Below are 26842 nucleotides of genomic sequence, written 5' to 3' on the forward strand. Positions count from 1 at the left end.
GGCCACCCCGGTCAGGCGAGGCCGAGGACGTCCAGGGTCCAGGCGTTCACGAACGCCTCTTCCTTCCACGAGTCGTAGCGGCCGCTGGGACCGCCGTGCCCGGCGCCCATCTCGGTCTTCAACAGGTACGAGCCGTCGGGCGCGACCGACCGCAGCCGCGCGATCCACTTGGCCGGCTCGTGATAGAGCACCCGGGTGTCGTTCAGGCTGGTCACGGCCAGGATCTTCGGGTACGCCAGCTTCGCGACGTTCTCGTAGGGGCTGTAGGACTTCATGTACGCGTACACGTCGGCGTCCTCGAGCGGGTTGCCCCACTCCTCCCACTCCGTCACCGTCAGCGGAAGCGACGGGTCCAGGATGGACGTCAGCGGGTCCACGAAGGGCACCTGCGCGACGATGCCGGCGAAGGCCTCCGGCGCGATGTTGGCCACCGCGCCCATCAGCAGGCCACCCGCCGAGCCGCCGCGCGCCACGAGCCGCTCCGGCGTGGTCCACGACGACGCCACGAGCGCCCGCGCGCACGCCACGAAGTCGGTGAACGTGTTCTTCTTCGCCAGCATCTTGCCCTCTTCGTACCAGCGCCGGCCCATCTCACCGCCGCCGCGGATGTGTGCGATGGCGTAGACGACGCCGCGGTCCAGCAGCGACAGGCGCGGGATGGAGAAGTACGGGTCCATGCTCAGCTCATACGAGCCGTAGCCGTACAGCAGCAGCGGAGCCGTGCCGTTGCGCGGCGTGCCCTTGCGGGCGACGACGGAGATCGGCACCTTGGTGCCGTCGTCGGCGACCGCCCACTCGCGGAACTGCTCGTAGTCGGCCGGGTCGTAGCCGCCCAGCACCGGCTTCTGCTTGCGCAGCACCATCGCCCGGGTGATCAGGTCGACGTCGTAGACCGACTCCGGCGTGACCATCGAGGTGTAGCTGATCCGCACGATGTTCGTGTCGTACTCGGGGTTGCCGGCGAGCCCGACGCTGTAGATCGGCTCCGGGAACTCCATGTCGTAGCTGTCGGTGCTGCCGTCGGCCAGCACGCGCAGGCCGGTGAGCCCGTCCCGGCGCTGCGAGACGACCAGGTGCCGCTGGAACGCGTCGACGGACTCCAGCCGGGTGCCGGGCTGGTGCGCGATCAGCTCGACCCAGTCGCCCGGGTTGTCCACCGAGGTGTACGCCAGCGCGAAGTCCTCGGCGTTCTCGTTGTGCAGGATCAGGAAACGGTGACCGTGGTGCTCTACGGAATACTCGACGCCCTGGACCCGCTCGCGGATGACGGCGGGCTCGGCGGTCGGGCGGGCCGCGTCGATGACGCGTACCTCGCTGGTGACCTTGCTGTTGGCGTCGATGACGATGAACTTCTCGCTGCGGGTGAGCTCCACGCCGACCCAGAAGCGCTCGTCGGCCTCCTCGTAGACGACCACGTCGTCCGCGGCGGCCTGCCCGACGATGTGCCGCCACACCTTGTTGGGCCGCCAGGCGTCATCGACGGTGATGTAGAAGAGCGTGGACCCGTCGGCCGACCAGGCGCTGCCGTAGAACGTGTCGGGCACCTCGTCACCGAGCACCTCGCCGGTGCGCAGATCCTTGACCTTGAGCAGGAAGCGCTCGTCGCCGTCGAAGTCGACCGAGTAGGCGAGGCGGTCACCGGACGGGCTGACGTCGAAGGTGCCGAGCGCGAAGAACTGCTTGCCCTCGGCGAGTTCGTTGCCGTCGAGCAGCACCTCCTCGCCCGGCAGCGGGGCGCCGGCACCGGTGGCCGGCGGGTCGACGGCATCGGGGGCGGCGGCGACGCGGCACTGGATGCCGTACTGCTTGCCCTCGACCGTGCGGGTGTAATACCAGAAGCCGCCCTTGCGGCTCGGCACCGACAGATCCGTCTCCTGGGTACGGCCCTTGATCTCGTTGAAGATCGTGTCCTGCAGGTCGGTGAGGTGCGCTGTGGCCGCCTTGGTCCAGGCGTTCTCCGCCTCGAGGTAGGCGATGGTGTCCGGGTTGTCCTTCTGAGCGAGCCAGGAGAACTCATCCGTGACAGTGTCGCCGTGGAAGGTGCGCTCGGCGGGCACCTGACGGACCGCGGGCGGGGTCGTGGGCATGTCGGTGGTCACGCTGAACCACGTTACCGGGAGGCCACTGTCCGGGGCGGTCACACGCACGTCTCCCCTCGCCATTCGAACATGTGTACGATATGCCAGAGTGGACGATCTTCGAGCTGTGGGATCTTCGGGCTGTGCAACCTTCGGGGAGGGCTGATGGTGACCGCGCTTCCCGGGCGTGAGCCGCTGCTGCGCGCGCTGATCGACATATGTGGCCCCGACTTCGCCCGCGAGGCAGCCGCGCCGGACATGGTGGCCGGCCACCTGGCCAGCTTCGTCGCGGCGCCGGCCACGACCCGCGCGGTGATGGACACGATGCGCCTGGCCGCCGAACGCGGCCTGGCGGTGGTGCCCCGGGGCAGCGGTTCCAAAATCGACTGGGGTGCGCCGCCGCAGGGCATCGACCTGCTGCTGGACACCCGCCGCCTGGACGGCATCTGGGACCACGACGCCGAGGCGATGACGGCCCAGATCGGCACGGGCACGCCGGTGCGGGCGGTCCAGGCCGCGCTGGCGCTGCGCGGCCAGCGCCTGGCGGTCGACCCGCCGACCAGGGAGGCGACGATCGGCGGCATGCTCGCGGTCAACGAATCGGGCCCGCTGCGCCACCGGTACGGCAACCCGGCGGCCCAGGTCGACCGGATCAGTTACGTGGACATCGAGGGGATGCCGGCGGAATCGGACGGCGAAGACGGCCGGCCCGGCATCGCCGAGGTGGCCGGCGTGATCGTCTCGTCCGCCGTCCGCCTGCAGCCGCTGCCGGCCGCCCGCCGCTGGGTGAACGTGCCGGTCGCAACGCCGCTGCAGGTCCACGACGTGGTCGAGGCGACGCTGGCGCAGCGCCTGGCCCCGAGCGCGATCGAGGTCGACCTGCCGGTCCCGGCCGGCAGCCGCACAGCGACGCAGTCTGCGGGAGCGCTGGCGGTGTTGCTGGAAGGGGACGCGGCAGAGGCGAGCGAACGCGCCCGGCGCCTGGCGACGGTCCTGGGCAGCGCGGCTGTGGTGACGCCGACGGCGCCGCGGTGGTGGGGCAGATATCCGTTCGGGCGCGAGGATGTGGCGCTGCGGATCGCTGTGCCGATCGCGGACCTGCATGCGGCGGTCTACGCGCTGCGCGACGTGGCGGGGATGGCGGTGCCGGTGCGCGGATCGGCCGGTATGGGGACGGTGCACGCGGTGCTGCCGGGGAGTCTGGCGCCGGAGCGGGTCGAGGGGATCCTGGACGCGGTCCGGGGGGTGCTGCTGGCCCGCGGGGGGCGGTGCGTGGTGGTCGCGGCCCCACCACCGATCAGCACGACGGTGGCCATGGCCGGGCGACGCGACCTCTTCTGACGGCTCGCCGACCGGGCAGCTCCGGCGCGGCGGCGGGATGCGGCCGGGCCGCCTGGCCCGGCCATGGTGTCGGTGGTCCGGCCGGCCGGTTCAGCGGTAGGCGGGTTCGCGAGCCAGGGCGTCCGCCGCCAGGTGGCGGCCCAGCTTGGCCAGGGAGCCCACCGCATAGGTCAGATACGCGAACTGTCCCATCTGGGCGACGTGGGTCAGCGCCAGCTGCTGGGAAGTCAGCCGGCGGGGCAGCAGCGGTGTGCCCGCGCCCAGCATGGCCGGGGCCATGGCCAGGATGATCTCGTCGAGCAGGCCCGCGTCCGCAAACTCGCTGACCAGGTCGCCGCCGCCGGCCAGCCAGACGTTGCGGCCCTGGGCGGCGACCATCATGGCTTCGTGGACCCGCTGGACGTCGCCGCTGACCATGAAGACGTTGGCGTCCGGCACCGGCGGGAGCTCGCGGTGGGTGAAGACCCAGCACGGTACGTCGCCGTACATCTCGTGCCAGTTCTCCGGCTCCTCGAGCACGTTGTCGTTCTTCAGCACCCATTCGTAGGTGGCGGCGCCCATCGCGAAGGCGCCCACGCCGGAGAAGAACGCGCCGAACGGGTTGTCCGTGCCCTCGTCGACCTCGAACAGCCAGTCGAGCGAATTGTCCAGATCGGCGGTGAAGCCGTCGATGCTGGTCGCGGTGTAGTACTGCGTCTTTGCCACCCCATCACGATGCCATGGCGTAGCCGACAAAAACGCCGATTCGGGCGTAGCGGGTCAGGCCGGCGGACCCACCCGATACGTCAGGTACGCGAACTGGCCCACCTGCCGCATCCCGGTCAGCTCGAGCCGCGAGGAACTCAACTTCCGTGGCAGCAGAGGCGCACCGGCCCCCAGCGTCACCGGCGCCACCCCGAGAATGATCTCGTCGAGCAGCCCGGCGTCCGCGAAGGCACCCGCCAGCTCACCCCCCGCCGACGATCCAGATGTTCCGGCCCTGGGCCGCCTCGGTCATCGCGGCATGCACCGGCCGGACGTCGCCCTGCACGAACCGCAGATCGGCGCCCGGGATCGGTGGCAGCGACCGGTGGCTGAACACCCACGCCGGGGTGTCGCCGTAGTACTCCGCCCACTTCTGTGGCTTGTCCAGCAGACCTTCGTGCTCCAGGACCCACTCGTAGGTGGTGGCGCCCATGGCGAAGGCGCCCACGCCGGAGAAGAACGCGCCGAACGGATTGTCCGGGCCCTCGCCGACCTCGAACAGCCAGTCGAGCGAATTGTCGGCATCGGCGATGAATCCGTCGATGCTCGTCGCGGTGTAGAACTGTGTCTTCGGCACGGCGTTCAGCTTGCCGCAGCGGTACGACAAAAAGCGGGCTAGAGGGCGTCGTTGCGCAGGACGAGGATCGCGATGTCGTCCCGTGGCTCCTCGACCGAGAAGTTGATCGTCGTCGAGCGCAGCCGGGCCGCCATCACATCCGCCGGGTAGCCGGCCAGCGGCGTCGCCGCGTCCCGCAGCCGGGACGTGCCGAAAAGCTCCCGGCCGCGCCGCCGTTCCGTCACGCCGTCGGTGTAGAAGATCAAGGAGTCGCCGGCGTGCAGGGTCACGTTCACGTCCGGGGAGGTGATCGTTTCCAGCAGGCCGAGCGCCGTGCCGCCCTCGCCCACGAAGGATGTCCTGCCGTCCGCACGGACCAGGACCGACCGGTCGTGACCGGCCAGGTGCAGGCAGACCTCCAGGTCCGTGCCCGCCCGGGTCACCGTGGCCATGGCCAGCGTGCAGTAGCGTCCGCCGCCGCGCTGGACCAGGGTGCGGTTGACCCGGCAGAGGATCTCGGTCATCGGCTTGCCGTCGTCCACCAGGATCCGGATCACGTCGCGGACCAGGCCGGTCACCGTCGCGGCCTGGACGCCCTTGCCGGACACGTCGCCCACCACGACCACCCAGCGGTCGTCGCCGGCCGGGACGACGTCGTAGAAGTCGCCGCCCACCTCGGAGCCCGTGGGGACGTACTCGGCGGCGAAGCCGATGCCGGTGACGTGCGGCAGGGCCGGCGGCAGCAGCGAGGCCTGCAGGGTCCGGGCGACCTTGCGGCGTTCGTCGTGGATGCGGGCGTTGTCGATGGCCAGCGCCGCCCGGCGGGCCACGTCCTCCAGGACCGCGACCTCGTCGCCGTCGTGCCGGTGCCGCTGGTGGCGGCCCACCGCGAGGGTGCCCAGCCGCTGCCCGCGGGCGACCAGCGGCACCGCGAAGCCTTCCGGCGGGGTGCCGAACATGACCTGCTGACCGAGCCGGGACGCCTCCTCGAGCCGGGCCAGGATCGAGTCCGGGCCGGTCTCGGCGAGCGTCGCGTGCAGCTGTGGCACGGCGGCCTCGTCGGCGTGGGTGGCCGCGGCGAGCTGCAGCCGGCCCCAGGCGTCCGTGGTGTGCACCGCGCACCACTGGCCGAGCCGGGGAACCACCAGCTGCGGGATCAGCGCCATGGTCAGGTTGACGTCCAGGGACTGGGCGAGCAGCTCGCTGGCCTCGGCCAGGAAGGTCAGCCAGGTCTGCCGGCGCAGGTCGGCCCGGCGCAACCGGTCGTTCTCCAGGTGCAGGGAGAAGCGCTCGGCGACGATCGTGGCCAGCGGCTGGGCGTATCCGGCCGGGGAGGCGTCCAGCTCCAGCTCCCCCGCGTACGGGCGCTGCACGGTGAGCGGCACCCGGATGGTCTCGGCGTCGTCGCGGGGCGCGCGGCCGTGCCGGGCCAGCAGCTGGCGTCCGCCGCCGTCGCCCCGGTCGAGCCGGACCACCCCGCCGGTGGCGCCGGTGAGCCGGGCGAGGCGGGAGAGCAGCTCGGTGCCGAACTCGGCCAGGCTCTCGTCGGTGAGCCGTTCGGGGCTGATCTGCAGCAGTGTGGTCAGCTCGCCGACGGACGGGGCGACCTCGTCGCCGGCGGCGGCCCCGAGGGTGCCCTCACGCGCCGGGTCCTTGCTCTCCAGGCGGAACCAGACGCCCTTGCCGACGCCCTCGTGCACGGTGCCCCAGCGGCTGGCGAAGTGGTCCACGAGCAGCAGCCCGCGGCCGCGTTCGGCGACCTCGCCGATGTCCGACTGCTCGTTGCGGGGGCCGATCGCGAGCTGCTCGACGGGCCCGGGGGCGAAGTCGGTCACCGTGACGGTGAGCCCGGCCGGGTCGGCGTCGACCTCGATGTCCACTTCCGTGCCGGCATGCACCACCGCGTTGGTGGACAGCTCGGTGGTCAGCAGCAGGGCCTCGTTGACCAGGGAGTCCAGCCCGGCATCCTCGAGCACCGAGCGGACCAGGGCGCGCGCCGCCGCGGGCGTACGCCGGTCGTTGGGCAGCCGGACCCGGCGCACGAGAGCTGCCGCGATACGTCCCGCCTCTACCGACACGACTGCATCCTCTCCCGCCGACCGGCTTCACACAAAGCTGCACCTCGCGCCGGACTGTCCCGGCGAGGGATGATGGAGCGCCCCAGCCGTTGGACAGCGAATGAGGACAGCATGACTGCGACCCAACAGGTCAATGTCGGCGTGCCCGACGAGACTGCCGTGCTCGTCGAGCTCGCGGAAGCCCTACGCCGGGTGAGCCGTGGCGATTTCAAGGTTCGCCTGCCCCGGCGCAGCGGTGTCGCCGGTGAGGCCGCGGATGCCTTCAACGAGGTCGTGGCGCTGCAGGAACGGCAGAATCGCGAGGTGCGCCGGATCAGCCGGATCGTCGGCCGGGACGGCCGGCTGACCGAGCGGCTGGACGAGGAGGGCCTCGACGGCGCCTGGGCCGAGAGCGCCCGCTCGGTGAACTCGCTGATCGACGATCTGGGCCGGCCGACCACGGAGATCTCCCGGGTCATCGTGGCCGTCGCGGACGGTGACCTCTCGCAGCACATGGCACTCGAGATGGACGGGCGACCCCTGCGGGGTGAATTCCTGCGCATCGGCCGGGTGGTCAACACGATGGTGGACCAGCTGTCGTCGTTCGCCGACGAGGTGACCCGGGTGGCCCGCGAGGTCGGCACCGAGGGCGAGCTCGGCGGCCAGGCCGACGTCCGCGGCGTGGCCGGCACCTGGAAGGACCTGACCGACTCGGTCAACACGATGGCGTCGAACCTGACCCACCAGGTGCGCTCGATCTCCCAGGTGGCGACGGCCATGGCCCGGGGCGACCTGTCGCAGAAGATCACCGTGACGGCCCGCGGCGAGGTCGCCGAGCTGGCCGACACCATGAACGGCGTGACCGACACCCTGCGGCTCTTCGCCGAGCAGGTCACCCGCGTGGCCCGCGAGGTGGGCACCGAGGGCAAGCTGGGTGGCCAGGCCGACGTACCCAATGTCGCCGGCACCTGGAAGGACCTCACCGACTCGGTGAACTCGATGGCCTCGAACCTGACCAGCCAGGTCCGCAACATCGCCCAGGTCTCCACCGCGGTCGCCAAGGGCGACCTGTCGCAGAAGATCACGGTGGCCGCGCAGGGCGAGATCCTCGAGCTCAAGGACACCGTCAACACGATGGTGGACCAGCTGTCGTCGTTCGCCGACGAGGTGACCCGAGTGGCTCGCGAGGTCGGCACCGAGGGCCGGCTGGGCGGTCAGGCCCAGGTCCGCGGCGTCTCCGGTACGTGGCGAGACCTCACCGAGAACGTCAACCAGCTCGCCGCCAACCTCACCGACCAGGTCCGCAACATCTCCCAGGTCTCGACGGCGGTGGCCAAGGGTGACCTGTCGCAGAAGATCACGGTCGACGCCCGCGGTGAGATCGCCGAGCTGAAGAACACCATGAACACGATGGTCGACCAGCTGTCGTCGTTCGCCGACGAGGTGACCCGGGTGGCCCGCGAGGTGGGCTCGGAGGGCAAGCTGGGCGGCCAGGCCGAGGTCAAGGGCGTTTCCGGTACGTGGCGCGACCTGACCGACAACGTGAACTACATGGCCTCCAACCTGACCAGCCAGGTCCGCAACATCGCCTCGGTCACGACCGCGGTGGCCAAGGGCGACCTGTCGCAGAAGATCACGGTCGACGCCCGCGGCGAGATCCTGGAGCTGAAGTCGACGGTCAATACGATGGTGGACCAGCTGTCGTCGTTCGCCGACGAGGTCACCCGAGTCGCTCGTGAGGTGGGCTCGGAGGGCAAGCTCGGTGGTCAGGCCCAGGTGCGGGGCGTGGCCGGCACCTGGCGTGACCTGACCGACAACGTGAACTCGATGGCGTCCAACCTGACGGCCCAGGTCCGCAACATCGCCCAGGTCTCCACCGCCGTCGCCCGCGGTGACCTGTCGCAGAAGATCACGGTCGACGCCCAGGGCGAGATCCTGGAGCTGAAGTCGACGGTCAACACGATGGTCGACCAGCTCTCGTCCTTCGCCGACGAGGTCACCCGAGTCGCCCGTGAGGTGGGCTCGGAGGGCAAGCTCGGTGGTCAGGCCCAGGTGCGGGGCGTGGCCGGCACCTGGCGCGACCTGACCGACAACGTGAACTACATGGCGTCCAACCTGACCGCCCAGGTCCGCAACATCGCCTCGGTCACCACGGCCGTGGCCAAGGGTGACCTGTCGCAGAAGATCACGGTCGACGCGCGCGGCGAGATCCTGGAGCTCAAGGACACCGTCAACACGATGGTCGACCAGCTCTCCTCGTTCGCCAACGAGGTCACCCGGGTCGGCCGCGAGGTCGGCATCGAGGGCAAGCTGGGCGGTCAGGCCGAGGTCAAGGGCGTTTCCGGTACGTGGCGCGACCTCACCGACAACGTCAACCAGCTCGCCTCCACGCTGACCACCCAGCTGCGCGCCATCGCCGAGGTGTCCACGTCGGTGACCCGGGGTGACCTGACCCAGAGCGTGGCCGTCGAGGCTCAGGGCGAGGTGGCCGAGCTCAAGGACAACATCAACCAGATGATCGTGACGCTGCGCGAGACCACCAAGGCGAACGCGGAGCAGGGCTGGCTGGACTCCAACCTGGCCCGCATCGGTGGCCTGCTGCAGGGCCAGCGCGACCTCGGCGAGGTCTGCCGCATGATCATGACTGAGGTGACGCCGCTGGTGGACGCCCAGCTCGGCGCGTTCTTCATGGTCGACCACGAGGAGGCCGTGATGCGGCTGCGGCTGGCCGCCTCGTACGGCTACGTCGCCCGCAACCATGAGGTCACCTTCGGGCCGGGTGAGGGACTCGTCGGCCAGGCCGCGGTCTCCCGCCGTACGATCCGGGTCCGGGCGACCCACGACGGCGTCCTGACGATGCGCTCGGGTCTCATGTCGATGCCGCCGAACGACCTGGTCGTGCTGCCGGTCCTGTTCGAGGGCGAGATGCTCGGCGTGATCGAGTTCGCCTCGGTGGCCGCGTTCTCCGGTCTGCACCTGACCTTCCTGGAGCGCCTGGTGGCGGCCATCGGCGTCGCGCTCAACACCATCCAGGCCAACCGGCGGACCGAGGAGCTGCTGGCCCAGTCCCAGCGCCTGGCCCGCGAGATGCAGGACCAGTCGGCCGAGCTGCAGCGCACCAACGCCGAGCTGGAGGACAAGGCGCAGCTGCTCAGCGAGCAGAAGGGCAACATCGAGACGAAGAACCGGGAGATCGAGCTGGCCCGCCTCGGCCTCGAGGAGAAGGCGCAGCAGCTGTCCCGGGCGTCGGCGTACAAGACCGAGTTCCTGGCCAACATGAGCCACGAGCTGCGGACGCCGCTGAATTCCCTGCTGCTGCTGGCCCGGCTGCTGGCCGACAACCCCGAGCACAACCTGACCGAGAAGCAGATCGAGTTCGCCCGCACCATCCACAGCGCCGGCTCCGACCTGCTCTCGCTGATCGACGACATCCTCGACCTCAGCAAGATCGAGGCCGGCCGGATGGACGTCGAGCCGGACCAGGTCGACTTCGACGGCGTCCGCAGCTACGTCGAGCAGGCCTTCATCCCGCAGGCCGAGGAGAAGGGCCTGCAGCTGCGGGTGGAGGTGTCGCCGGAGCTGCCCGAGTCGATCGTCACCGACGCCCAGCGGCTCCAGCAGATCCTGCGCAACCTGCTCTCCAACGCGGTCAAGTTCACCGCCCACGGCTCGGTGACCCTGAGCATCTACCCGGCACCCGATGACCTCGACTTCGACATCCCCGGGCTGGCCTCGGCCCGCCAGGTGGTCGCCTTCGCGGTCAGCGACACCGGCATCGGCATCTCCGACGAGAAGCTCAGCCTGATCTTCGAGGCGTTCCAGCAGGCCGACGGCACGACCAGCCGCAAGTACGGCGGCACCGGCCTGGGCCTGTCGATCAGCCGGGAGTTCGCCGCCCTGCTCGGCGGCACGATCGTCGTCTCCTCGGCCCCCGGGGAGGGCTCGACGTTCACGCTCTACATGCCGGACGTCCTGATCGGCGACGCGATCCCGACGCCGTCCCTGCCGCAGCTGCCGGCGTCGACCTCGGCCGGCGAGCCGCGCCGCTCCCTGTCGTCGCTGGACCTGCCGTTGATCACGCCCCGCCCGGAGCTGGAGACGCACACGGTCAGCCCGGCCAGCCGCCAGCTCGACGGCGCCACCGTGCTGATCGTCGACGACGACGTGCGCAACGTCTTCGCCCTGACCAGCGCACTGGAGATGCACGGGCTCAACGTGCTCTACTCCGACAACGGCGTCGACGGGGTCCGGCTGCTGGCCGAGCACCCCGAGGTCGACATCGTGCTGATGGACGCGATGATGCCGGAGCAGGACGGCTACGAGACCACCCGCGGAATCCGCCGCAACCAGCGCTTCGCGGACCTACCGGTAGTCTTCCTGACAGCGAAGGCGATGCCCGGCGACCGGGAATCGGCGCTGGCGGCGGGGGCGAGCGACTACATCACCAAGCCCGTCGACCTGGACGAGCTCATCGAGCTGATGGCCCGCTGGGTGAACGCGTCCGACAACGCGGGGACGGAGAACGAGCATGGCCTTTAGTCCGGTCAAGGGTGGCGGCGGGGAGGTCGGACGGGATGGCTGAGCGGGCCAAGGCGCTGCTGGTCGACGACCGGCGCGACAACCTGCTGGCGCTGGAGGCGATCCTGCAGGGCCTGCCGGTGCAGGCGGTCGCGGTGGAGAGCGGCGAGGCGGCGCTGAAGCAGCTGCTCACGGACGACTTCGCGGTGATTTTGCTGGACGCGCAGATGCCCAACATGGACGGCTTCGAGACGGCCGGCCACATCAAGCGCCGCGAACGCACCCGGCACGTACCCATCCTGTTTTTGACGGCGGCGGACCGCGACGCCCAGCTCGCGCTGCGCGGCTACGCGGTCGGCGCGGTCGACTACCTGACGAAGCCGTTCGACCCGTGGGTGCTGCGGGCCAAGGTCTCCATCTTCGTCGAGCTGTGGACCAAGACCCAGCAGCTCAAGGCCCAGGCCGAGGCCAGCCGGGAGCGGGAGGCGCAATGGCAGCGCCTGACCGACCTGGTGGACGAGGCCGCGCGAGCCCTGCGCGCCGGCGGCGACGAGGCCGCCGGCGATGCCCTGGAGCTGCTGGAGAAGGCCCGCTGGGGCAACTAGCGCAAGGTCCAGTGCTGCGGAAAGAGCTCCTGGACCGGCGTAGTGATCGGGCCGTCGCCTCCGGGTTCGTAGTGCACCATCCCGGAGGTGGCGGTGACCGACAGATCCCAGGCGAACGTCCACGTACGGCCGTCCTGGGCCACGTCGGCCAGCAGCCGCCACCGCACGAGCACCGGGTCCCCGGTCAGCGCGGCCAGGACCACGCGGGCGCTTCCGCCCGCGGGCACCAGCGGCGGTCCGTCCGGCACCCACCGGGGCGGACGTCCGTAGGCGTCGCGGGCCGGTCGCACCAGCGGCGGATCGGCATCGAGGACCACCTCGTAGTGCGGAACCTCCAGCGGCTCGAAGGCGGCGACCGCCCGCCGTCCCGGTTCCTCGAGATCCGCGCTGAGGACCAGGTCCGGTTGCCGGGGCAGCGCCAGGCTGACGCCGTCCGCGGTCAGCGACTCACGCCCGGTCCGCCGCGCCCGTAGCCGGTCGAGGGTGATGTCGCTGTCCGGGCCGGCGGTGAGGTCGAGGAGGACGTTGTGCCCGGTCACCGGGATGTGCACGGGCGCCGGGCCGACCTCGGAGCTCGGCGAGCGCACGAGCGTGATGTGCGACCGGGTGCTCAGCTCGACGGTGAAGGGCGCGGCCACCGGCTCGGTGGGCGCCACCGGTCTGGTGAGGATCTGGGCGGCGTACAGCTGGACGCCGGGGTCGTCCGGCGGTCCGCTTCCGGTGGGGGCCACGGCTGTGCTCCTTCGTGCGGTGAACGGATCCTTCAGCCCGGCGGGGCCATCGTCCGGAACGGCTGTCCGCCGAGGTCCACGCGGCGCGTGCCGCTGCGCCCGGCGCAGGTCCAGTCGAGCTCCAGCACCCACCGGACGTCGGCCGTGGCGGTGTGCACGGTCAGGTCGAGGACCTCGGGGTCGTCCGGTGTGACCTTGAACGGGAAGTCGCTGTCGCCGAGCCGCTCCAGGCGGGGCGGATCCTCGTCGAGGTGCACGGCGAACGGCCGGACCGGCACGACACCGTGGTGCGGGACGAGGTCGCCCGCGGCCGGCCGGCGGCCCAGCACCACCGGGCGCAGGTCGGTCAGCACGACCGCCGGCGGCAGGGGAGCCTCGATGATCAGGCGCACGCGGTGCCCGGCGGCGGGCACCTCGTGCACCCCGTCCGGGCCGCGGACCAGCAGGTAGCTGACGTCGGCCAGCTTGACGGTGACGGCCAGCGGATCCGCGGCGCCCGCCAGGGCCTCGGCCGCCCCGGTGACGCGTCGCTGACCGGCCCGCTGCCCGGCCAGCTCGGCGAGCACCCGGCGGTGCTCCGCCCGCCACCCGTCGAGGTCGGGCCGGCCCGGCCACCCGGCGTGGCGGTGACAGACGTCGACGAACGCGGCCACGAACTCCCAGTCCGGCAGCGTACGGCCGTGAAGCTTGTCGTCGATGGTCGCGCGGGGATAGGGGCGGCCGGTCCGGCGGGTGAGGCGTTCCAGCTCCCGCAGCGACGGCTCCCCGGCCCGCCGGCGAAGATCGCGTAACCGCGCGGCGAAACCCGTCAGCGCTGGCCGATGCGGGCTGTCCACTCAGGAACAGTAGACCGGCCGCACCGCGCTGCCGCGTGTCTGTCCGGAGTCCGTCCGGGAAGATCGCCGGACGCGGGCCCGGACAGCGACCTTGGACTCATGACCAGAGCGTTGCTGGAGTGGCTCCCCGCAGCCACCGTGGTGTTGAGTTTCGGCACCGGCCTCATCAATTTCGTCGCCGCGGCCGCCCGCGGCGCCCACCGTCTCCGCGACAGGCGAAGCGATCGCGATCACTCCGCGTGAGTTCCGCGGAGCTCGGCGATCACCGGAGCGAACTGGTGCATGAACATGGCGCTCACTCCGACGTAGGAGATGCCCAGCTCGGCGCGGCGCCGGTGGAGCGTCGCGGCGATCTCGTCCGGGCCGCCGAGCAGGAACGCGATGCCGCCGGCCGCCGCCATCCGCCGGGCCTCGCCGCCGACCATCCGGTCCACCCACTCCGGCACCGCCTCGGCCGTCTCCGCCACCGCCGCCACGTTGACGTGCAGTTCCGGCGCCCCACCGAAGCCGCGGACCCGGCCCACCGTCTCGGCCAGCTCCTCCTCCGACGACTGCGGGGGCAGGCCGAGGGCCACGATGTCGGCCTGCTCAGCGGCCAGCCGCAGCATCCCCGGCTTGCTCGCCGCCACCATCACCGGCGGGCCGCCGCCGGGGAGTTCGCGGACGGCCCGGATCGTGTCCGCCACTCGCCGCAGCCGCTCGCCCGGTGTCCCGAACTCCATGCCCAGCGTCGCGGCGTCGCGCTCGGCGCCCGGCCGCCCGCCCCCGATGCCCAGTTCGAAGCGGCCACCACTCAGGAGCTGCAGAGTGCTGGTCTCCCAGGCCACCGATCCGGGCGTGCGGTTCGGGGCGCTGAGCACATAGGTGCCGACCCGCAGCCTCTCGGTGCACGTCGCAGCGGCGGCCAGCGCCGCGAACGGTGACAGCGTGTGCACGGTGTCCGGGACGAGCAGGGTGTCGTAGCCGAGTTCCTCCGCCTGCCGCGCGGTGGTGGTCCACTCCGCGCCGGTACGCGCTGTTGCGGCCACCACGCCGAATCGAAACGTCATGGTCTCAGCGTGGTGCCGCCCCCGGGACGGTGTCGTCGTCCCGGGAGCGGCGTTCCGGCTACTGCGGGGAGCGTAGGTACGGCCGGGTGATCAGCTCCAGGGCGTGGCCGGCCGGGTCCTTGAAGTACACGCCGCGGCCGTCGTGCTCGGTGTTGGTCTCGCCCGAGCGCTGCATCTGCGGGTCCGCCCAGTGCTCGATGCCGCGCTCCTGGAGCAGCGCGTACGCCCGGTCGAAGTGCTCGTCGTCCACCAGAAAGGCGTAGTGCTGCATCTGGATCTCGACCGGCGGCTCGGCGAACTGGAGCAGCACGCCGCCGTCCAGCTGCAGGTTGGTGAAGAAGCCCCAGGACGGGGCGTCGGCTGCTTCCAGCACGTCACGGTAGAAGGCGGCCGAGACGGTGCGGTCCTTCGCGGCGATGATGGTGTGGTTGAACGTCGCGCTCAATGTCGTCCCTACTGCTCGATCCCTGTCACGGAGAGCAGCCACCCAGGGTGGATGAGCCCACGGAGGATGGCCGAACAGCTTTCCCTCCGTGTCGGCCCATCCGGGGCTCGACAGGAACCTATCAGGTAGCGCTCGAGATCATCAGGGCGCTGCGCAGGCCGGTGATGTCCAGGACGCGGAGCAGGAAGTCGCCGACGTTGGTCAGAGCCAGCACCGCGCGGGCATGCTGGGCTTTACGGCTGAGCACCACCAGGGTGCCCAGGCCCTGCGAGTCGCAGAAGGTCACGCCGGACATGTCGAGCACGATCCGGGAAGGTGGTTCCGGTTCCAGCAGGGTCTCGTTCACCATGGCCGACAATTTGGCCACCGTGAGCACGTCGATCTCACCGGCGAGGTGGAAGACAACCTCGTCGGGGGCTCGCTCAACCGCGATGGACAGCTCCGGTCGCTCCACCGGGTCAGCCTATCGCGAGCGGTGGAATCCAGCCTGTTGGCACGGTTCATCCGCCCCGCACCGACCCACCGATCGTGACCTGTACAACCTGCCCCCGGGGCTGCTAAGGCGGCCGCGGCCCGGCGCTGACAGAATGGGATTCGCCGTGACCACCTCAAACCACGCCGCGGGCAGTCCGTACCCGGACGAGGCCCCGGTCTCCCAGGCCCTGTTCGACCGCGCCAAGGGCATCGTGCCCGGCGGGGTCAATTCACCCGTGCGTGCGTTCAACTCCGTGGGCGGCACGCCCCGGTTCATGACCCGCGGCGAGGGGCCGTGGATGGTCGACGCCGACGGGCGCCGCTACGTGGACCTGGTCTGCTCGTGGGGTCCGCTGATCCACGGGCACGCGCACCCGGCGATCGTCGCCGCCGTGCAGGCCGCCGCCGCGCTCGGCACCAGCTTCGGCACCCCGACGCAGGGCGAGGTGGAGCTGGCCGAGGAGATCGTCCGGCGCACCCCCGTCGAGCAGGTCCGCCTGGTCAGCTCGGGCACTGAGGCGACCATGACGGCGATCCGGCTGGCCCGCGGTTTCACCGGCCGCAGCAAGATCGTCAAGTTCGCCGGCTGCTACCACGGCCACGTCGACGCGCTGCTGGCCGCGGCCGGATCCGGGGTCGCCACGCTGGGCCTGCCCGATTCGCCGGGGGTCACCGGCGCGGCCGCCAGCGAGACCATCGTGCTGCCGTACAACGACGTCGCCGCGGTCGAGGCCGTGTTCCGGGACAACGACGACATCGCCGCGATCATCACCGAGGCCGCCGCCGGCAACATGGGCGTGATCGCGCCGCGGCCCGGCTTCAACCAGCGGCTCGCCGAGCTCGCCCACGCCGCCGGGGCCCTGCTCATCGTCGACGAGGTGATGACCGGCTTCCGGGTGTCACCGGGCGGCTGGGCCGGGCTCGACCCCGTGGACGCCGACCTCTTCACGTACGGCAAGGTCATGGGCGGTGGCCTGCCCGCCGCGGCCTTCGGCGGCCGCACCGAGATCATGTCCCGGCTGGCCCCGGCCGGGCCGGTCTATCAGGCCGGCACGCTCTCCGGTAACCCGCTGGCCTGCGCGGCCGGGCTGACCAGCCTGCGGCTGGCCGACGACGCCGTCTACAAGCGGCTCGACGAGGTCGCCGCCACGATCGGCGCGCTCGCCTCGGACGCCCTGAGCACCGCGGGCGTCCCGCACCGGCTGTCCTCCGCCGGCAACATGTTCTCCGTCTTCTTCACCGACGCCGAGGTGGTCGACTACGACTCGGCGAAGACCCAGGACGTGGCCGCGTTCCGGGCGTTCTTCCACGCGATGCTCTCCCGCGGTGTCTACCTGCCGCCGAGCGCGTTCGAGTCGTGGTTCGTGTCGACGGCGCTCGACGACGCCGCCTTGGAGCAGATCAGCGCGGCACTGCCGGCGGCGGCGCGGGCCGCCGCGGCAGCGGGGGGAGCACAATCTTGAGCCCGACCAAGACCACGGTGCACGTGCTGCGGCACGGCGAGGTCCACAACCCAGGCAAGATCCTGTACGGCCGCCTGCCCGATTTCCACCTCTCCGAGCTGGGCCGGCAGATGGCCAAGGCGGCCACCGAGGCGCTCGCCGACCGTGACGTCACGCACGTCGTGGCCAGCCCGCTGGAACGTGCGCAGGAGACGGCCGAGCCCTTCGCGGCCCACTTCAAGCTCGAGACGGCCACCGACACCCGGCTGATCGAGAGCGCCAACTTCTTCGAGGGCAAGAAGGTGTCGGTCGGCGACGGCGCGTTCAGCAACCCGCGCAACTGGTGGGTGCTGCGCGACCCGATCACCCCGTCGTGGGGCGAGGCCTATCTGCAGATCGCCCAGCGGATGTTCGCCGCCGTGCAGGCCGCCCGGGTCGCCGCCGAGGGGCACGAGGCGGTCTGCGTCTCGCACCAGCTGCCGATCTGGACCCTGCGCCGGTACGTCGAGAAGAAGCGCCTCTGGCACGACCCGCGCCGCCGCCAGTGCGGCCTGGCCAGCCTCACCTCGTTCGTCTTCGAGGACGCGAAGGTCGTCGGCATCGAGTACGCCGAGCCCGCCGCCGCTCTGGTGGCCATGTCCCCGGGCGCCCGGACGGCCAAGGGGGCATGACCGTGCGCCGGCTCACCGCAGTCGCCCTCACCGCCGTCGTCACGGCCGGTGCGCTGGCCGGTTGCGGGGAGCAGAGCTGGGAGAAGAAGTGCGCGACGAACGCCGACCGGGTGATCGAGTGCACCCCGGACCAGCGTCCGGAGGCCCGCGCGGTCACCGGTGAGCTGCTGGCCGGCGGCACGTACGACGTCACGCAGGACCGCGGCAAGGTGGTCGTCGTCAACTTCTGGGGCTCGTGGTGCAACCCGTGCCGGGCCGAGGCCGACGACCTGGAGCGCACGTACCAGGCCACCAAGGCCAAGAACGTGACGTTCGTGGGGGTCAACTCGCGTGACGAGAAGGATCCGGCGAAGGCGTTCGAGCGCGGCTTCGGCGTGACCTATCCGAGCATCTACGACCGGGACGGCAGCGTCGCCCTCAAGTTCGACGTCACCCAGGTCACCACTCCGGCCACGCTGATCCTCGATCGGCAGGGCCGGATCGCCGCGGGCATCCGCGGGGCCACCACGATCGGTGTGCTGCAGCCGGTGGTGGAGCGGATCGCCGTCGAAGGCCCGGGCTGACATGGGGGAGACCTTCGCCGACGTCGCCAGCAGTGGTCCGTTGCTGCTGGCCATCGGGGCTGCCGCGATAGCCGGGCTGGTCAGCTTCCTGTCGCCGTGCGTGCTGCCGCTCATGCCCGGCTACCTGTCGTACGTCACCGGGCTCGCCGGTGCGGATCTCGACGCCGCGCTGGGGGTGCCGCCCAAGTCCCAGCCTGAGCCGGGACCGGAGCCGGGCGGGTCCGTCGCCGTGGCCACGAAGCCGCGGGTGCGGACCGCCGGGCGCGGCCGGGTGCTGGCCGGGACGGTGCTGTTCGTCGTCGGCTTCTCCGTGGTGTTCATGCTGCTGGCCACGCTGGTGGCCAACATCGGCCTGGCCCTCAAGACGCACGAGCGCACGCTCAACATCGTGCTCGGGGTGCTGATCATCGTGCTCGGCCTGATGTTCATCGGCCTGGTCCCCGGTATGCAGGGCCAGGCCCGGATCAACTGGCTGCCCAACGCCGGCCTGGCCGGGGCGCCGGTCCTCGGGGCGCTGTTCGGGCTCTCCTGGCTGCCCTGCACCGGCCCCACCCTGGGCGCGGTCCTCGGCCTGGCCACCACCAGCGGGCAGACCGACCGGGCCGTCGTGCTGGCCCTGGCCTACAGCCTCGGGCTGGGCGTGCCGTTCGTGCTGTTCGGGCTCTTCTTCCGCCGGCTGCTCGGGGTCTTCAAGGCCGTGCGCCGCAACAGCCGGTGGGTCACCCGGATCGGTGGCGTGCTGCTGGTGCTGGTCGGGCTGGCCCTGGTCACCGGCGGCTGGAACAGTTTCCTGATCTGGCTGGTCACGACCTTCAACTTCGACGCCGGGACCCTGCTGTGACCGCTGTCGAGCAGCGCCCCGCGCCCGCGGCCGAGCCACCGCCGCGCCGGCCCAACCGGCTGTGGGCGCTGCTGCGCAACTCCTGGCGGCAGCTGACCAGCATGCGCACGGCCCTGGTGCTGCTCTTCCTGCTGGCCGTGGCCGCGATTCCGGGCTCGGTGCTGCCGCAGCGCGCGATCAACCCGGAGAACGTCGCCACCTACTTCCGGGAACATCCCGACCTGGCCCCGGTGCTGAGCCGGCTGGGCGGCTTCGGCGTCTACGCCTCGCCCTGGTTCGCGTCCATCTACCTGCTGCTGTTCACCTCGCTGGTCGGCTGCGTGATACCGCGGCTGCTCGACCACGTGCGGGCGCTGCGCACCGTACCCCCGGATGCTCCTCGCCGGCTGGAGCGGCTGCCGCAGCATGCGGCGGCCGAGCCGCGACCGGACGATCCGGCCGCCGCGGCCGCTGCCGTCGCCGCGGGCTTGCGCCGGCACCGCTTCCGCACGGTCGTGCGCGAGCGGCCGGACGGCACGTGGACGGTCTCGGCCGAGAAGGGCCTGCTCAAGGAGACCGGCAACCTGCTGTTCCACTTCGCACTGCTGGCGGTGCTGATCGGGGTGGGCTTCGGGCACTGGTACGGCTGGCACGGCAACCGCCTCCTGGTGCAGGGCGACGACCTGGGCTTCTGCAACTCGGTGACGCAGTACGACGAGTCCTCCCTCGGCCCCCGCCTGGACGCGGCCGACCTGCCGTTCTTCTGCCTGCGGCTGACCGACTTCGAGGCGACGTACCAGAGCAACGGCCAGCCCAAGTCGTTCGGCGCGCAGGCCACCGTGCAGACCGAGCAGGACGGGCCGTGGCGCCCGACCGAGTTCACGGTCAACCACCCCCTGCGCCTGTCGCAGGCCAACGTGCACCTGCTCGGCCACGGCTACGCGCCGATCCTGCGGTTCACCGATCGTTTCGGCCAGCAGCAGACCCGGATCGTGCCGTTCCTGCCGCGCGACCAGATGCTCACCAGCGAGGGCGTCGCGCAGTTCCCCGACGTCAACATCGACCCGAAGACCAACCAGCGCGACGAGGACCTGCAGGTCGCCTTCGAGGGTGTCTATCTGCCCACGGTCGATCCGAAGGGCGGCCCGACCTCGATCTTCCCGGCCGAACGGGAGCCGGCGCTGTTCCTGACGGCGTACCGGGGCAATCTCGGGGTCGACGCCGGCCTGCCCGGCTCGGTCTACGCGCTGGACCGGAGCCAGCTGGCCAACGGCCAGCTCAAGCAGGTCAGCGGCGAACGGCCGCAGCGGCTGACGCCGGGCCAGACCTGGACCCTGGACGACGGCACCAAGCTGGAGTTCGTCGGCACCCGGCAGTTCGCCACCCTCGCGGTGCGCTACGACCCGACCCAGCCGCTGGTGCTGGGCGGTGCGGTGCTGGGTCTGCTCGGGCTGATGCTGTCGCTGTCCGGGCACCGCCGCCGGGTGTGGTTCCGGGTTTCGCCCCCGGCCGGGTCCGAGTCGGGCACCGGCGGTAGTTTGATGGAGGCCGGTGGTCTGCCGCGCACCGACTATCCGGGCTTCCACGAGGAGTTCGAGCAGGTCGTGGCGGCGGCGCGCCGGACGCCGGAGGAGAGGACGCCGTGATGGCGGAGTTGTCTGACCAGTTGATGGCCTTCACCGTGCTGGCGTACCTGGCCGCGATGGTCTGTTACGCGGCGGAGTACGCGTTCGGCAACCGCAGCCACATCGGCCGCGCGGCGACCCGGCCGGCCCGCCAGCTCGTCGGCTCCGGCGGACCGGGCGAGGTGGAGGTGCCGCCCGCGGACGACGTCGTGCCGCCGGCGCCGCCCCGGGACCGCGGTGCCCTGCTCGGCCTGATCGGCGTCGGGCTCACCTGGCTCGCCTTCGCGCTGCACCTGGGCACGGTGGTCACCCGCGGCGTCGCGGCGCACCGCATGCCGTGGGGCAACATGTACGAGTTCATCCTCGCGGTGACCCTCGTCGGCTCGGCGGTCTGGCTCGGTGTGATCACCCGCAAGCCGGCCGTGCGCCACCTCGGCCTGTTCACCGCGCTCGCGCTGGTCGTGCTGCTCGGCGCGGCCGGGCTGATCGCGTACACGCCGGTCAGCCCGCTGGTGCCGGCGCTGAACTCGTACTGGTACGTCGTGCACGTCTCGACGATCATCATCGCCTCCGGCATCCTGCTGATCGGGGCGGTACCGGCCGCGATGTTCCTGGTCCGGGACGGCTACGACCGGGGCAAGCGGAACTTCCCGTACACGCTGGGGGCGAAGGTGCCGGCGGCGGAGCTGCTGGAGCGGCTCACGTTCCGGCTGCACGCGTTCGCCTTCCCGCTGTTCACCTTCGGTGCGCTGATCGCCGGACCGCTGTGGGCCGAGGCGTCGTGGGGGCGCTACTGGGCCTGGGACCCCAAGGAGGTCTGGGCGTTCATCTCCTGGGTCGTCTACGCGGCGTACCTGCACGCCCGCGCGACCCCGAGCGTCAAGCGCACCACCGCGACCTGGATCGCCCTGCTGGGCTTCGTGACGATGCTGATGAACCTGTTCGGCGTCAACCTGTTCTTCGAGGGCCTGCACTCGTACGCCAACGCCGGCGGGATGTAAGCCGTTGCGCCCGCCGCGCTGAACCACCAACGGGCGGCCGCGGGCCCGCTTGCGGACGCTGGCGCAGTTCCAGGACCGGGCCGCAAGGGTGGTCGACACCGGGATGGGGATCTCTACGCCCTGCAGGAGTGCGCCTACCGCTGAACTCGTCCCCCGCCCCGCCACCCGGGGCGGGGGGACGAGCTCACCGGCCGAGCGTCTCGCGGTTCAGCCCGATCGTCCCGGCCTGTGCGCCCCACCCGCCGAGCGCCCCGGAGGCAGGCCCTCCCCGGCCGACCTCCCCGGCCTGGCGGTGCCACTGGGCGTGCAACGCCGGGTCGACCACCCAGCTGCCGCAGGCCGGGCAGGTGTGGCCCGAACCCGTGAAGGCCGGGGCCACACTCGGCGCCGCGGTGGGGGCCGGCTCGGTCGCGGTCCGCTCGCGCATCCCGCCCGGCCTGCGCCGCAACGTGTTCGCCGCGGTCCAGAGGTGGAACCATTCCCGGACGACGGTCTGCGTCGGCACCCCGAGCTCGGCGGCGAGCCCTTCGACCAGAGGCCAGGACGGCACCATCTTGCCGGCGAACACCTTGGACAGGGTGCCCTTGCTGTAGTGGACGGCTTCGCTGAGCACGCCCAGCGACGGCTTGCCCGCGTTCACATGGGCGAAGGTCAGGCGTTCGGCCAGCTCACGGAGTGCGGTTTCCGGGTCCATCAGTTTGGCCCGCATACGGGCCGCTTCGTGCTCCAGCGCCAGGGCTTCGCTGGACGGCCGGCGGAAGGTGGCGAAGTCGGCGCGGTGCCGGCCCTCGTTCGGTTCCCCGGGTTCCTGCACCGCGCCGGTCATCACGTCCGTCCTCCGGCCGCGATGTAACTGACTGTCACTGCACTTGCTCCTTGGGGTGATGAGTCGTCAATGGAATTGGTCTCGGGCCATAGCTCAAGGAAGGCGCGGGGTCCCGTTCGTGGGCGAAACCCCCGCCGTGCTTGATTGTGCACCAGGGCGCCGACGTATTCCAGCACGCAGCGTCGCTGTTGTGCGGGGGCTTGATAGGTCATCGGCCGGCCGTGACCTGCGGGGGAAAAGGGCCTACCCTCCGGTAGTGTCAGCGGTGGAATGAAAAAGGGGCCGGAGCGAAGTTGCGCCGACCCCTTGATCACTTCCGGAAGCTGCCACGACAACTGCTTTCCGGGTCCTGCTCATTCGATGCCGGCCCGAGACCAATCAGACGCACCATCGAGCGGAAATGCGCTGACTTCCGCGGTGGCCACCATACCGGCCGGCACCCGCGATCTCCACAGCGGCGGCCGAAAGCGCTGGCGAGGCCCCGGATCCTGGACCGGGCCGGGCGCTGGTCCCCGGTGGTCGCCGGTGCTGCCGGTGCCACCGTACGGTGGGCCCGGTCCATTCAAGGCGCTCACCAGGGCATTCATCCGCACGATGATCTTTGTCGGCCGGCCCGCGAAGATCCATTCCGGGAATGATCGTTTCCGTGGTCTCGCCCGTCCGGGTGTAAACGAATGTCTTTACGTGGTCCGGGGCCGCCGAAATGGGTCCGTCGGCGGCCACAAAGGCAGGGAGCGCTCTCCAGGGTGTTCGTTATCGGCACGAGATGTGCTGAGCTGCCACGGCGAAGGTGGAGAAATTGACCCGGCCGACGTTCCGACGGGTCGGGTCCATTCATTACCCGGGCTCTTTTGATCTGTCGCGATCGATATTTGTCGGCCGCGGGCCGCCGCCTTTCCGGCCTGGTGGACGTCCGGGGCGGCGCGCGGCGCAGCGCTACGGTGGGTAACGAGCCGGGTTCGAGGTGAGACCGTTGCGGATATTTTCCTGAGGTCAAGTACCGCGTGTCGGGTGCCCGACGCTGCGGCGTCTCCCGGTCGGGAGCGATCGCTATGGGCGTTCCTCGGCCGAGGGCGTGACGCCGGTCGGGGAGCCGGCCCCCACACCACCCGCGCAGTCGCCGGCCGTCCAGGTGTCGTAGCGGGTCACCCAGTCCAGGCAGAAGCCGCCGGCCCGCTGCTGGGCCTGGTCGCCGATCTGGGTGTCGACGTCGTCGCGCCAGTACCGGGCCGAGCCGCCGTCCGGCGGGCGGAGCTGGACGTTGTCCACGGTCACCGGAGGAACCACCACCCGGGCCGGGCGGCTCGGGTCGACGTGGACCTCGACATACTGCTCGACGTACGCCCGAGAGCCGACGGGCAGCTGCTGTGCGGTCAACAGGTTCCACCGGTTGTTCCACCACAGCCACGCCTGCCAGACGTTGTTCGCGTCCGTGTGCAGGTCCAGCCAGATCTTGTCGCCCGGCTTGAGCTGATACTGGTCGTAGAACTGCCAGGTCTTGGTGTTGGTGTTGAACGTGTAGATGTGCTGGCGGCCGCCACCGGCCCAGCCCGTCTCGGCCCACCCCGCCTCCAGCCAGGCGATGGATCCGGCGCCCATGTCGCGCTTGACCATGAAGCGGCCGGCCACGAAGTCGTACGTGTTGCGCCGGACCGCGCCGTCGACGATCTCGATGCGGCCGGAGACCCCGCCCCACTCGCCGCCGGTGCCGGCGCCGAGGTGGTGATAGCCGCTCGGGGTGGCCCGCTCGCGCATCCGGTCGAGCCGGACGCCGGACTCCAGGATCGGTCCGGTGGCCCGGCAGGCCTTCCGGGCGCTCCGGCCGGCCGGCTCGGTCGGCGCTGTGACAGACGCCTCACCGCCCGCGCAGGCGGGGAGCCGGTGGTTGCGGTGCGAGGCGGCCGGAGCCGCCGTCATCAGCGCCGTGACCAGGCCACCCAGGGCGCACCAGCGCGCCACGGACCGGAATTTCAAGCTGCCCACCTCGCCCCTGACCAGCGCGGAAACCACATCTCTGGCTCAACGCCGGACGAGATCCCCCGGTGACGGTTCCCGCCCGCCGATCACTTGCCGTCCCGTGGTGCAAGACTGGGAACATGGCTGCCAAGGGCTTCCCGTACCACGATCTGCAGAGCTTCATCGCGGCCCTGGAAGCGGCCGGTGAGCTGCGCCGGGTCCGCGTACCGGTCGATCCGACGCTGGAGATCAGCGAGATCGTCACCCGCACCGTCCGGGCCGGCGGCCCGGCCCTGCTCTTCGAGCGCCCGACCCGCGGTGACATGCCGATCGTCGTCAACCTCTTCGGTACGGAGAAGCGGATGGCGATGGCGCTGGGCGTGGACAGCCTCGACGACGTCGGCAACCGGATCGGCTCGCTGATCCAGCCGGAGCTGCCGGTCGGCTGGTCCGGCATCCGCGAGGGCATCGGCAAGGTGCTGCAGCTCAAGTCGGTCCCGCCCAAGAAGGTCAAGAGCGCCCCCTGTCAGGAGGTCGTGCTCAAGGGCGACGAGGTCGACCTGGGCAAGCTGCCCGGCCTGCAGGTCTGGCCCGGCGACGGCGGCATCTTCCACAACTACGGGCTGACCCACACCAAGCACCCGGAGACCGGCAAGCGCAACCTCGGCCTCTACCGGCTGCAGCAGCACTCGAAGAACACGCTCGGCATGCACTGGCAGATCCACAAGGACAGCACCGCCCACCACGCGGTCGCCGAGCGCCGGGGCGAACGGCTGCCGGTGGCCGTCGCGATCGGCTGCGACCCGGTGGTCAGCTATGCGGCCAGCGCCCCGCTGCCCGGCGACATCGACGAATACCTGTTCGCCGGCTTCTTGCGCGGCGAGCGTGTGGAGATGGTCGACTGCCTGACCGTGCCGTTGCAGGTGCCCGCGCAGGCGCAGATCGTCCTCGAGGGCTACCTGGAGCCGGGGGAGCGTGCGCCCGAGGGCCCGTTCGGCGACCACACCGGTTTCTACACACCCGTCGAGCCGTTCCCGGTGCTGCACATCGAGTGCATGACCATGCGCAAGCAGCCCGTCTACCACTCGATCGTCACGTCGAAGCCGCCGCAAGAGGACCACGGCCTCGGCAAGGCCACCGAGCGGATCTTCCTGCCGTTGCTGAAGATGCTGATCCCGGACATCGTCGACTACGACATGCCGGCCGCCGGGGTGTTCCACAACTGCGTGATCGTCTCGATCCGCAAGCGCTACCCGAAGCACGCGCAGAAGATCATGAGTGCGGTCTGGGGTGCCCACCTGATGTCGCTGTCCAAGCTCATCGTGATCGTCGACGAGGACTGCGACGTGCACGACTACAACGAGGTGGCGTTCCGGGCCTTCGGCAACGTCGACTACGACCACGACCTGCTCATCACCCAGGGCCCGGTGGACCACCTCGATCACGCCTCCTACCAGCAGTTCTGGGGTGGCAAGGCGGGGCTGGACGCGACCCGTAAGCTGCCCGGCGAGGGCTACACCCGGGGCTGGCCGGAGGAGATGACCATGGCGGACGAGGTCGTCTCGCTGGTCGACAAGCGGTGGAAGGAATACGGCATATGACAGCGGTCGCCGCGGCGCCGGAGCAGCCAGGCAAGATCAGGTCTTTCCTGAAGCTGGTGGCGATCGAGCACTCGGTCTTCGCGCTCCCGTTCGCCTACCTGTCCGCCCTGGTCGCCATGGACCGCGCCGGCACCGGCGTGCGCTGGGTCGACCTGCTGCTGGTCACGATCGCCATGGTCTCCGGGCGCACCTTCGCCATGGCGGCCAACCGGATCCTGGACCGCAAGATCGACGCGCAGAATCCGCGTACCCGCAATCGCGAGCTGGTCACCGGGGCCGTCAGCGTGCGCACGGCCTGGACCGGCGCCGCCGTGTCCCTGGTCGTGCTCTTCGCCGCCGCGGCCCTGCTCAACCCGCTCTGCCTGATCCTGTCGCCGCTCGCGGTGATCCCGCTGGTGATCTACCCGTACGCGAAGAGGTTCACCAACTTCCCGCACTACGTGCTGGCCCTGGCGCAGGCCGTCGCGCCGGTCGGGGCGTGGCTGGCGATCACCGGCACGTTCGACGGCTCGGGCCCGGCCTGGGTGCTCGGCGTCGCGGTCGGGCTGTGGATCGGCGGCTTCGACATCATCTACGCCTGCCAGGACGTCGAGGTCGACCGGCGGATCGGCGTGCACTCCACGCCGGCCCGCTTCGGCGTCCGCACCGCGCTGCACATCTCCACCGCCACCCACGTGCTGACCTTCGCGCTGTTCGTGTGGTTCGGCCAGCTCGTCGGGCTCGGCTGGCTGTGGTGGATCGGCCTGGCCCTGACCGCGGCCGCCTTCGCCTACCAGCACGTCGTGGTCACCCCCACCGACCTCTCCAAGGTCAACCGGGCGTTCTTCACGGCCAACGGCTTCGTGGGCATAGCCCTGTTCGTCTTCGCCGTCCTCGATCTGATTCTGCTGTAACTTTCCGGCC

The 26842-nt window shown here is 70.9% G+C and carries 22 protein-coding genes and 1 pseudogene; 12 read left to right on the forward strand and 11 right to left on the reverse strand.

The window, feature by feature from the left end; genetic code table 11:
- Positions 1-11: 11 nt before the first annotated feature.
- On the reverse strand, positions 12-2099 hold the full coding sequence (locus ACWEOZ_RS02430) for a S9 family peptidase (RefSeq protein WP_451908985.1): 2088 nt from the start codon (positions 2097-2099) through the stop codon (positions 12-14).
- Positions 2100-2243: 144 nt separating this feature from the next.
- On the opposite strand from ACWEOZ_RS02430, the gene ACWEOZ_RS02435 reads away from it, so the two are divergent.
- Positions 2244-3419, forward strand: coding sequence for an FAD-binding oxidoreductase (locus tag ACWEOZ_RS02435; protein WP_451908986.1), 1176 nt, complete (start codon positions 2244-2246; stop codon positions 3417-3419).
- A gap of 90 nt (positions 3420-3509) precedes the next feature.
- Here ACWEOZ_RS02435 and ACWEOZ_RS02440 read toward each other — a convergent pair whose 3' ends face one another.
- The 3 genes and pseudogenes from ACWEOZ_RS02440 to ACWEOZ_RS02450 form a co-directional block, all read right to left on the reverse strand.
- Positions 3510-4124, reverse strand: a complete 615-nt coding sequence (locus tag ACWEOZ_RS02440) for a dihydrofolate reductase family protein (protein WP_360550761.1) — start codon at positions 4122-4124, stop codon at positions 3510-3512.
- A gap of 54 nt (positions 4125-4178) precedes the next feature.
- A pseudogene (locus ACWEOZ_RS02445) lies at positions 4179-4740 on the reverse strand (dihydrofolate reductase family protein).
- A gap of 38 nt (positions 4741-4778) precedes the next feature.
- Positions 4779-6797 (reverse strand): SpoIIE family protein phosphatase, encoded by a 2019-nt coding sequence (locus ACWEOZ_RS02450; protein ID WP_451908987.1) that lies wholly within the window; start codon positions 6795-6797, stop codon positions 4779-4781.
- A 111-nt stretch (positions 6798-6908) separates the two neighbouring features.
- Here ACWEOZ_RS02450 and ACWEOZ_RS02455 point away from each other — a divergent pair, with 111 nt between their 5' ends.
- A complete protein-coding gene (locus ACWEOZ_RS02455) occupies positions 6909-11315 on the forward strand; it encodes a HAMP domain-containing protein (RefSeq protein WP_451908988.1) in 4407 nt (1468 codons plus the stop codon).
- Between the two features lie 35 nt (positions 11316-11350).
- Entirely contained in the window at positions 11351-11899 is a 549-nt protein-coding gene (locus ACWEOZ_RS02460) for a response regulator (protein WP_451908989.1), read from the forward strand.
- On the opposite strand, the gene ACWEOZ_RS02465 is transcribed toward ACWEOZ_RS02460, so the two are convergent.
- Together ACWEOZ_RS02465 and ACWEOZ_RS02470 are read right to left on the reverse strand one after the other, a co-directional pair.
- Complete coding sequence (locus ACWEOZ_RS02465; RefSeq protein WP_451908990.1) at positions 11896-12630, reverse strand: hypothetical protein; 735 nt, start codon at positions 12628-12630, stop codon at positions 11896-11898. The genes ACWEOZ_RS02460 and ACWEOZ_RS02465 overlap by 4 nt on opposite strands.
- Positions 12631-12662: 32 nt before the next feature.
- Positions 12663-13466, reverse strand: a complete 804-nt coding sequence (locus ACWEOZ_RS02470; protein WP_451908991.1) for a hypothetical protein — start codon at positions 13464-13466, stop codon at positions 12663-12665.
- A gap of 99 nt (positions 13467-13565) precedes the next feature.
- On the opposite strand from ACWEOZ_RS02470, the gene ACWEOZ_RS02475 reads away from it, so the two are divergent.
- The gene (locus tag ACWEOZ_RS02475) at positions 13566-13709 is read left to right on the forward strand and encodes a hypothetical protein (protein WP_451908992.1); all 144 of its coding nucleotides are present in this window, start codon (positions 13566-13568) and stop codon (positions 13707-13709) included.
- Here ACWEOZ_RS02475 and ACWEOZ_RS02480 read toward each other — a convergent pair.
- From ACWEOZ_RS02480 to ACWEOZ_RS02490, 3 genes are all read right to left on the reverse strand, one after another.
- Positions 13697-14515, reverse strand: a complete 819-nt coding sequence (locus ACWEOZ_RS02480) for an LLM class flavin-dependent oxidoreductase (protein ID WP_451908993.1) — start codon at positions 14513-14515, stop codon at positions 13697-13699. The genes ACWEOZ_RS02475 and ACWEOZ_RS02480 overlap by 13 nt on opposite strands.
- Before the next feature lie 58 nt (positions 14516-14573).
- Positions 14574-14960 (reverse strand): VOC family protein, encoded by a 387-nt coding sequence (locus ACWEOZ_RS02485; RefSeq protein WP_451908994.1) that lies wholly within the window; start codon positions 14958-14960, stop codon positions 14574-14576.
- A gap of 121 nt (positions 14961-15081) precedes the next feature.
- On the reverse strand, positions 15082-15414 hold the full coding sequence (locus ACWEOZ_RS02490) for an STAS domain-containing protein (protein ID WP_360550781.1): 333 nt from the start codon (positions 15412-15414) through the stop codon (positions 15082-15084).
- Positions 15415-15547: 133 nt separating this feature from the next.
- On the opposite strand from ACWEOZ_RS02490, the gene hemL reads away from it, so the two are divergent.
- From hemL to ccsB, 6 genes are read left to right on the forward strand one after another with little or no spacing between them, the layout of a single operon-like run.
- Entirely contained in the window at positions 15548-16897 is a 1350-nt protein-coding gene (gene hemL / locus ACWEOZ_RS02495) for a glutamate-1-semialdehyde 2,1-aminomutase (RefSeq protein WP_451908995.1), read from the forward strand.
- On the forward strand, positions 16891-17547 hold the full coding sequence (locus ACWEOZ_RS02500) for a histidine phosphatase family protein (RefSeq protein WP_451909232.1): 657 nt from the start codon (positions 16891-16893) through the stop codon (positions 17545-17547). Before hemL ends, ACWEOZ_RS02500 begins: the two co-directional genes overlap by 7 nt.
- Positions 17544-18110, forward strand: coding sequence for a TlpA family protein disulfide reductase (locus ACWEOZ_RS02505; protein WP_451908996.1), 567 nt, complete (start codon positions 17544-17546; stop codon positions 18108-18110). Before ACWEOZ_RS02500 ends, ACWEOZ_RS02505 begins: the two co-directional genes overlap by 4 nt.
- Position 18111: 1 nt before the next feature.
- Positions 18112-18951 carry a cytochrome c biogenesis CcdA family protein gene (locus tag ACWEOZ_RS02510; RefSeq protein ID WP_451908997.1) on the forward strand — a complete coding sequence of 280 codons (840 nt, stop codon included), beginning with the start codon at positions 18112-18114 and terminating at the stop codon, positions 18949-18951.
- The gene (gene resB, locus ACWEOZ_RS02515; RefSeq protein ID WP_451908998.1) at positions 18948-20576 is read left to right on the forward strand and encodes a cytochrome c biogenesis protein ResB; all 1629 of its coding nucleotides are present in this window, start codon (positions 18948-18950) and stop codon (positions 20574-20576) included. The genes ACWEOZ_RS02510 and resB overlap by 4 nt, the downstream gene beginning before the upstream one ends.
- On the forward strand, positions 20576-21556 hold the full coding sequence (gene ccsB, locus ACWEOZ_RS02520) for a c-type cytochrome biogenesis protein CcsB (protein WP_451908999.1): 981 nt from the start codon (positions 20576-20578) through the stop codon (positions 21554-21556). Before resB ends, ccsB begins: the two co-directional genes overlap by 1 nt.
- Positions 21557-21740: 184 nt before the next feature.
- Here the strand turns inward: ccsB and ACWEOZ_RS02525 are convergent, their stop codons facing one another.
- Both ACWEOZ_RS02525 and ACWEOZ_RS02530 read right to left on the reverse strand, forming a co-directional pair.
- Positions 21741-22382 carry a hypothetical protein gene (locus tag ACWEOZ_RS02525; protein ID WP_451909000.1) on the reverse strand — a complete coding sequence of 214 codons (642 nt, stop codon included), beginning with the start codon at positions 22380-22382 and terminating at the stop codon, positions 21741-21743.
- 1050 nt (positions 22383-23432) lie between these two features.
- On the reverse strand, positions 23433-24356 hold the full coding sequence (locus tag ACWEOZ_RS02530) for a hypothetical protein (protein ID WP_451909001.1): 924 nt from the start codon (positions 24354-24356) through the stop codon (positions 23433-23435).
- A 122-nt stretch (positions 24357-24478) separates the two neighbouring features.
- On the opposite strand from ACWEOZ_RS02530, the gene ACWEOZ_RS02535 reads away from it, so the two are divergent.
- Positions 24479-25939 (forward strand): menaquinone biosynthesis decarboxylase, encoded by a 1461-nt coding sequence (locus ACWEOZ_RS02535; protein WP_451909002.1) that lies wholly within the window; start codon positions 24479-24481, stop codon positions 25937-25939.
- Positions 25936-26832: a menaquinone biosynthesis prenyltransferase MqnP gene (mqnP, locus tag ACWEOZ_RS02540; RefSeq protein ID WP_451909003.1), complete on the forward strand. Its 897-nt coding sequence runs from the start codon at positions 25936-25938 to the stop codon at positions 26830-26832. The genes ACWEOZ_RS02535 and mqnP overlap by 4 nt, the downstream gene beginning before the upstream one ends.
- Positions 26833-26842: the final 10 nt, after the last annotated feature.

The organism is Actinoplanes sp. NPDC004185, from assembly GCF_053603475.1.

Bases quoted from the DNA above. Each gene is read 5' to 3' on its own strand.
- ACWEOZ_RS02435 (WP_451908986.1), top strand. From the start codon at position 2,244: ATGGTGACCGCGCTTCCCGGGCGTGAGCCGCTGCTGCGCGCGCTGATC.
- ACWEOZ_RS02455 (WP_451908988.1), top strand. From the start codon at position 6,909: ATGACTGCGACCCAACAGGTCAATGTCGGCGTGCCCGACGAGACTGCC.
- ACWEOZ_RS02460 (WP_451908989.1), top strand. From the start codon at position 11,351: ATGGCTGAGCGGGCCAAGGCGCTGCTGGTCGACGACCGGCGCGACAAC.
- ACWEOZ_RS02475 (WP_451908992.1), top strand. From the start codon at position 13,566: ATGACCAGAGCGTTGCTGGAGTGGCTCCCCGCAGCCACCGTGGTGTTG.
- ACWEOZ_RS02480 (WP_451908993.1), bottom strand. From the start codon at position 14,515: ATGACGTTTCGATTCGGCGTGGTGGCCGCAACAGCGCGTACCGGCGCG.
- hemL (WP_451908995.1), top strand. From the start codon at position 15,548: ATGGGATTCGCCGTGACCACCTCAAACCACGCCGCGGGCAGTCCGTAC.
- ACWEOZ_RS02505 (WP_451908996.1), top strand. From the start codon at position 17,544: ATGACCGTGCGCCGGCTCACCGCAGTCGCCCTCACCGCCGTCGTCACG.
- ACWEOZ_RS02510 (WP_451908997.1), top strand. From the start codon at position 18,112: ATGGGGGAGACCTTCGCCGACGTCGCCAGCAGTGGTCCGTTGCTGCTG.
- ccsB (WP_451908999.1), top strand. From the start codon at position 20,576: ATGGCGGAGTTGTCTGACCAGTTGATGGCCTTCACCGTGCTGGCGTAC.
- ACWEOZ_RS02525 (WP_451909000.1), bottom strand. From the start codon at position 22,382: ATGACCGGCGCGGTGCAGGAACCCGGGGAACCGAACGAGGGCCGGCAC.
- ACWEOZ_RS02535 (WP_451909002.1), top strand. From the start codon at position 24,479: ATGGCTGCCAAGGGCTTCCCGTACCACGATCTGCAGAGCTTCATCGCG.
- mqnP (WP_451909003.1), top strand. From the start codon at position 25,936: ATGACAGCGGTCGCCGCGGCGCCGGAGCAGCCAGGCAAGATCAGGTCT.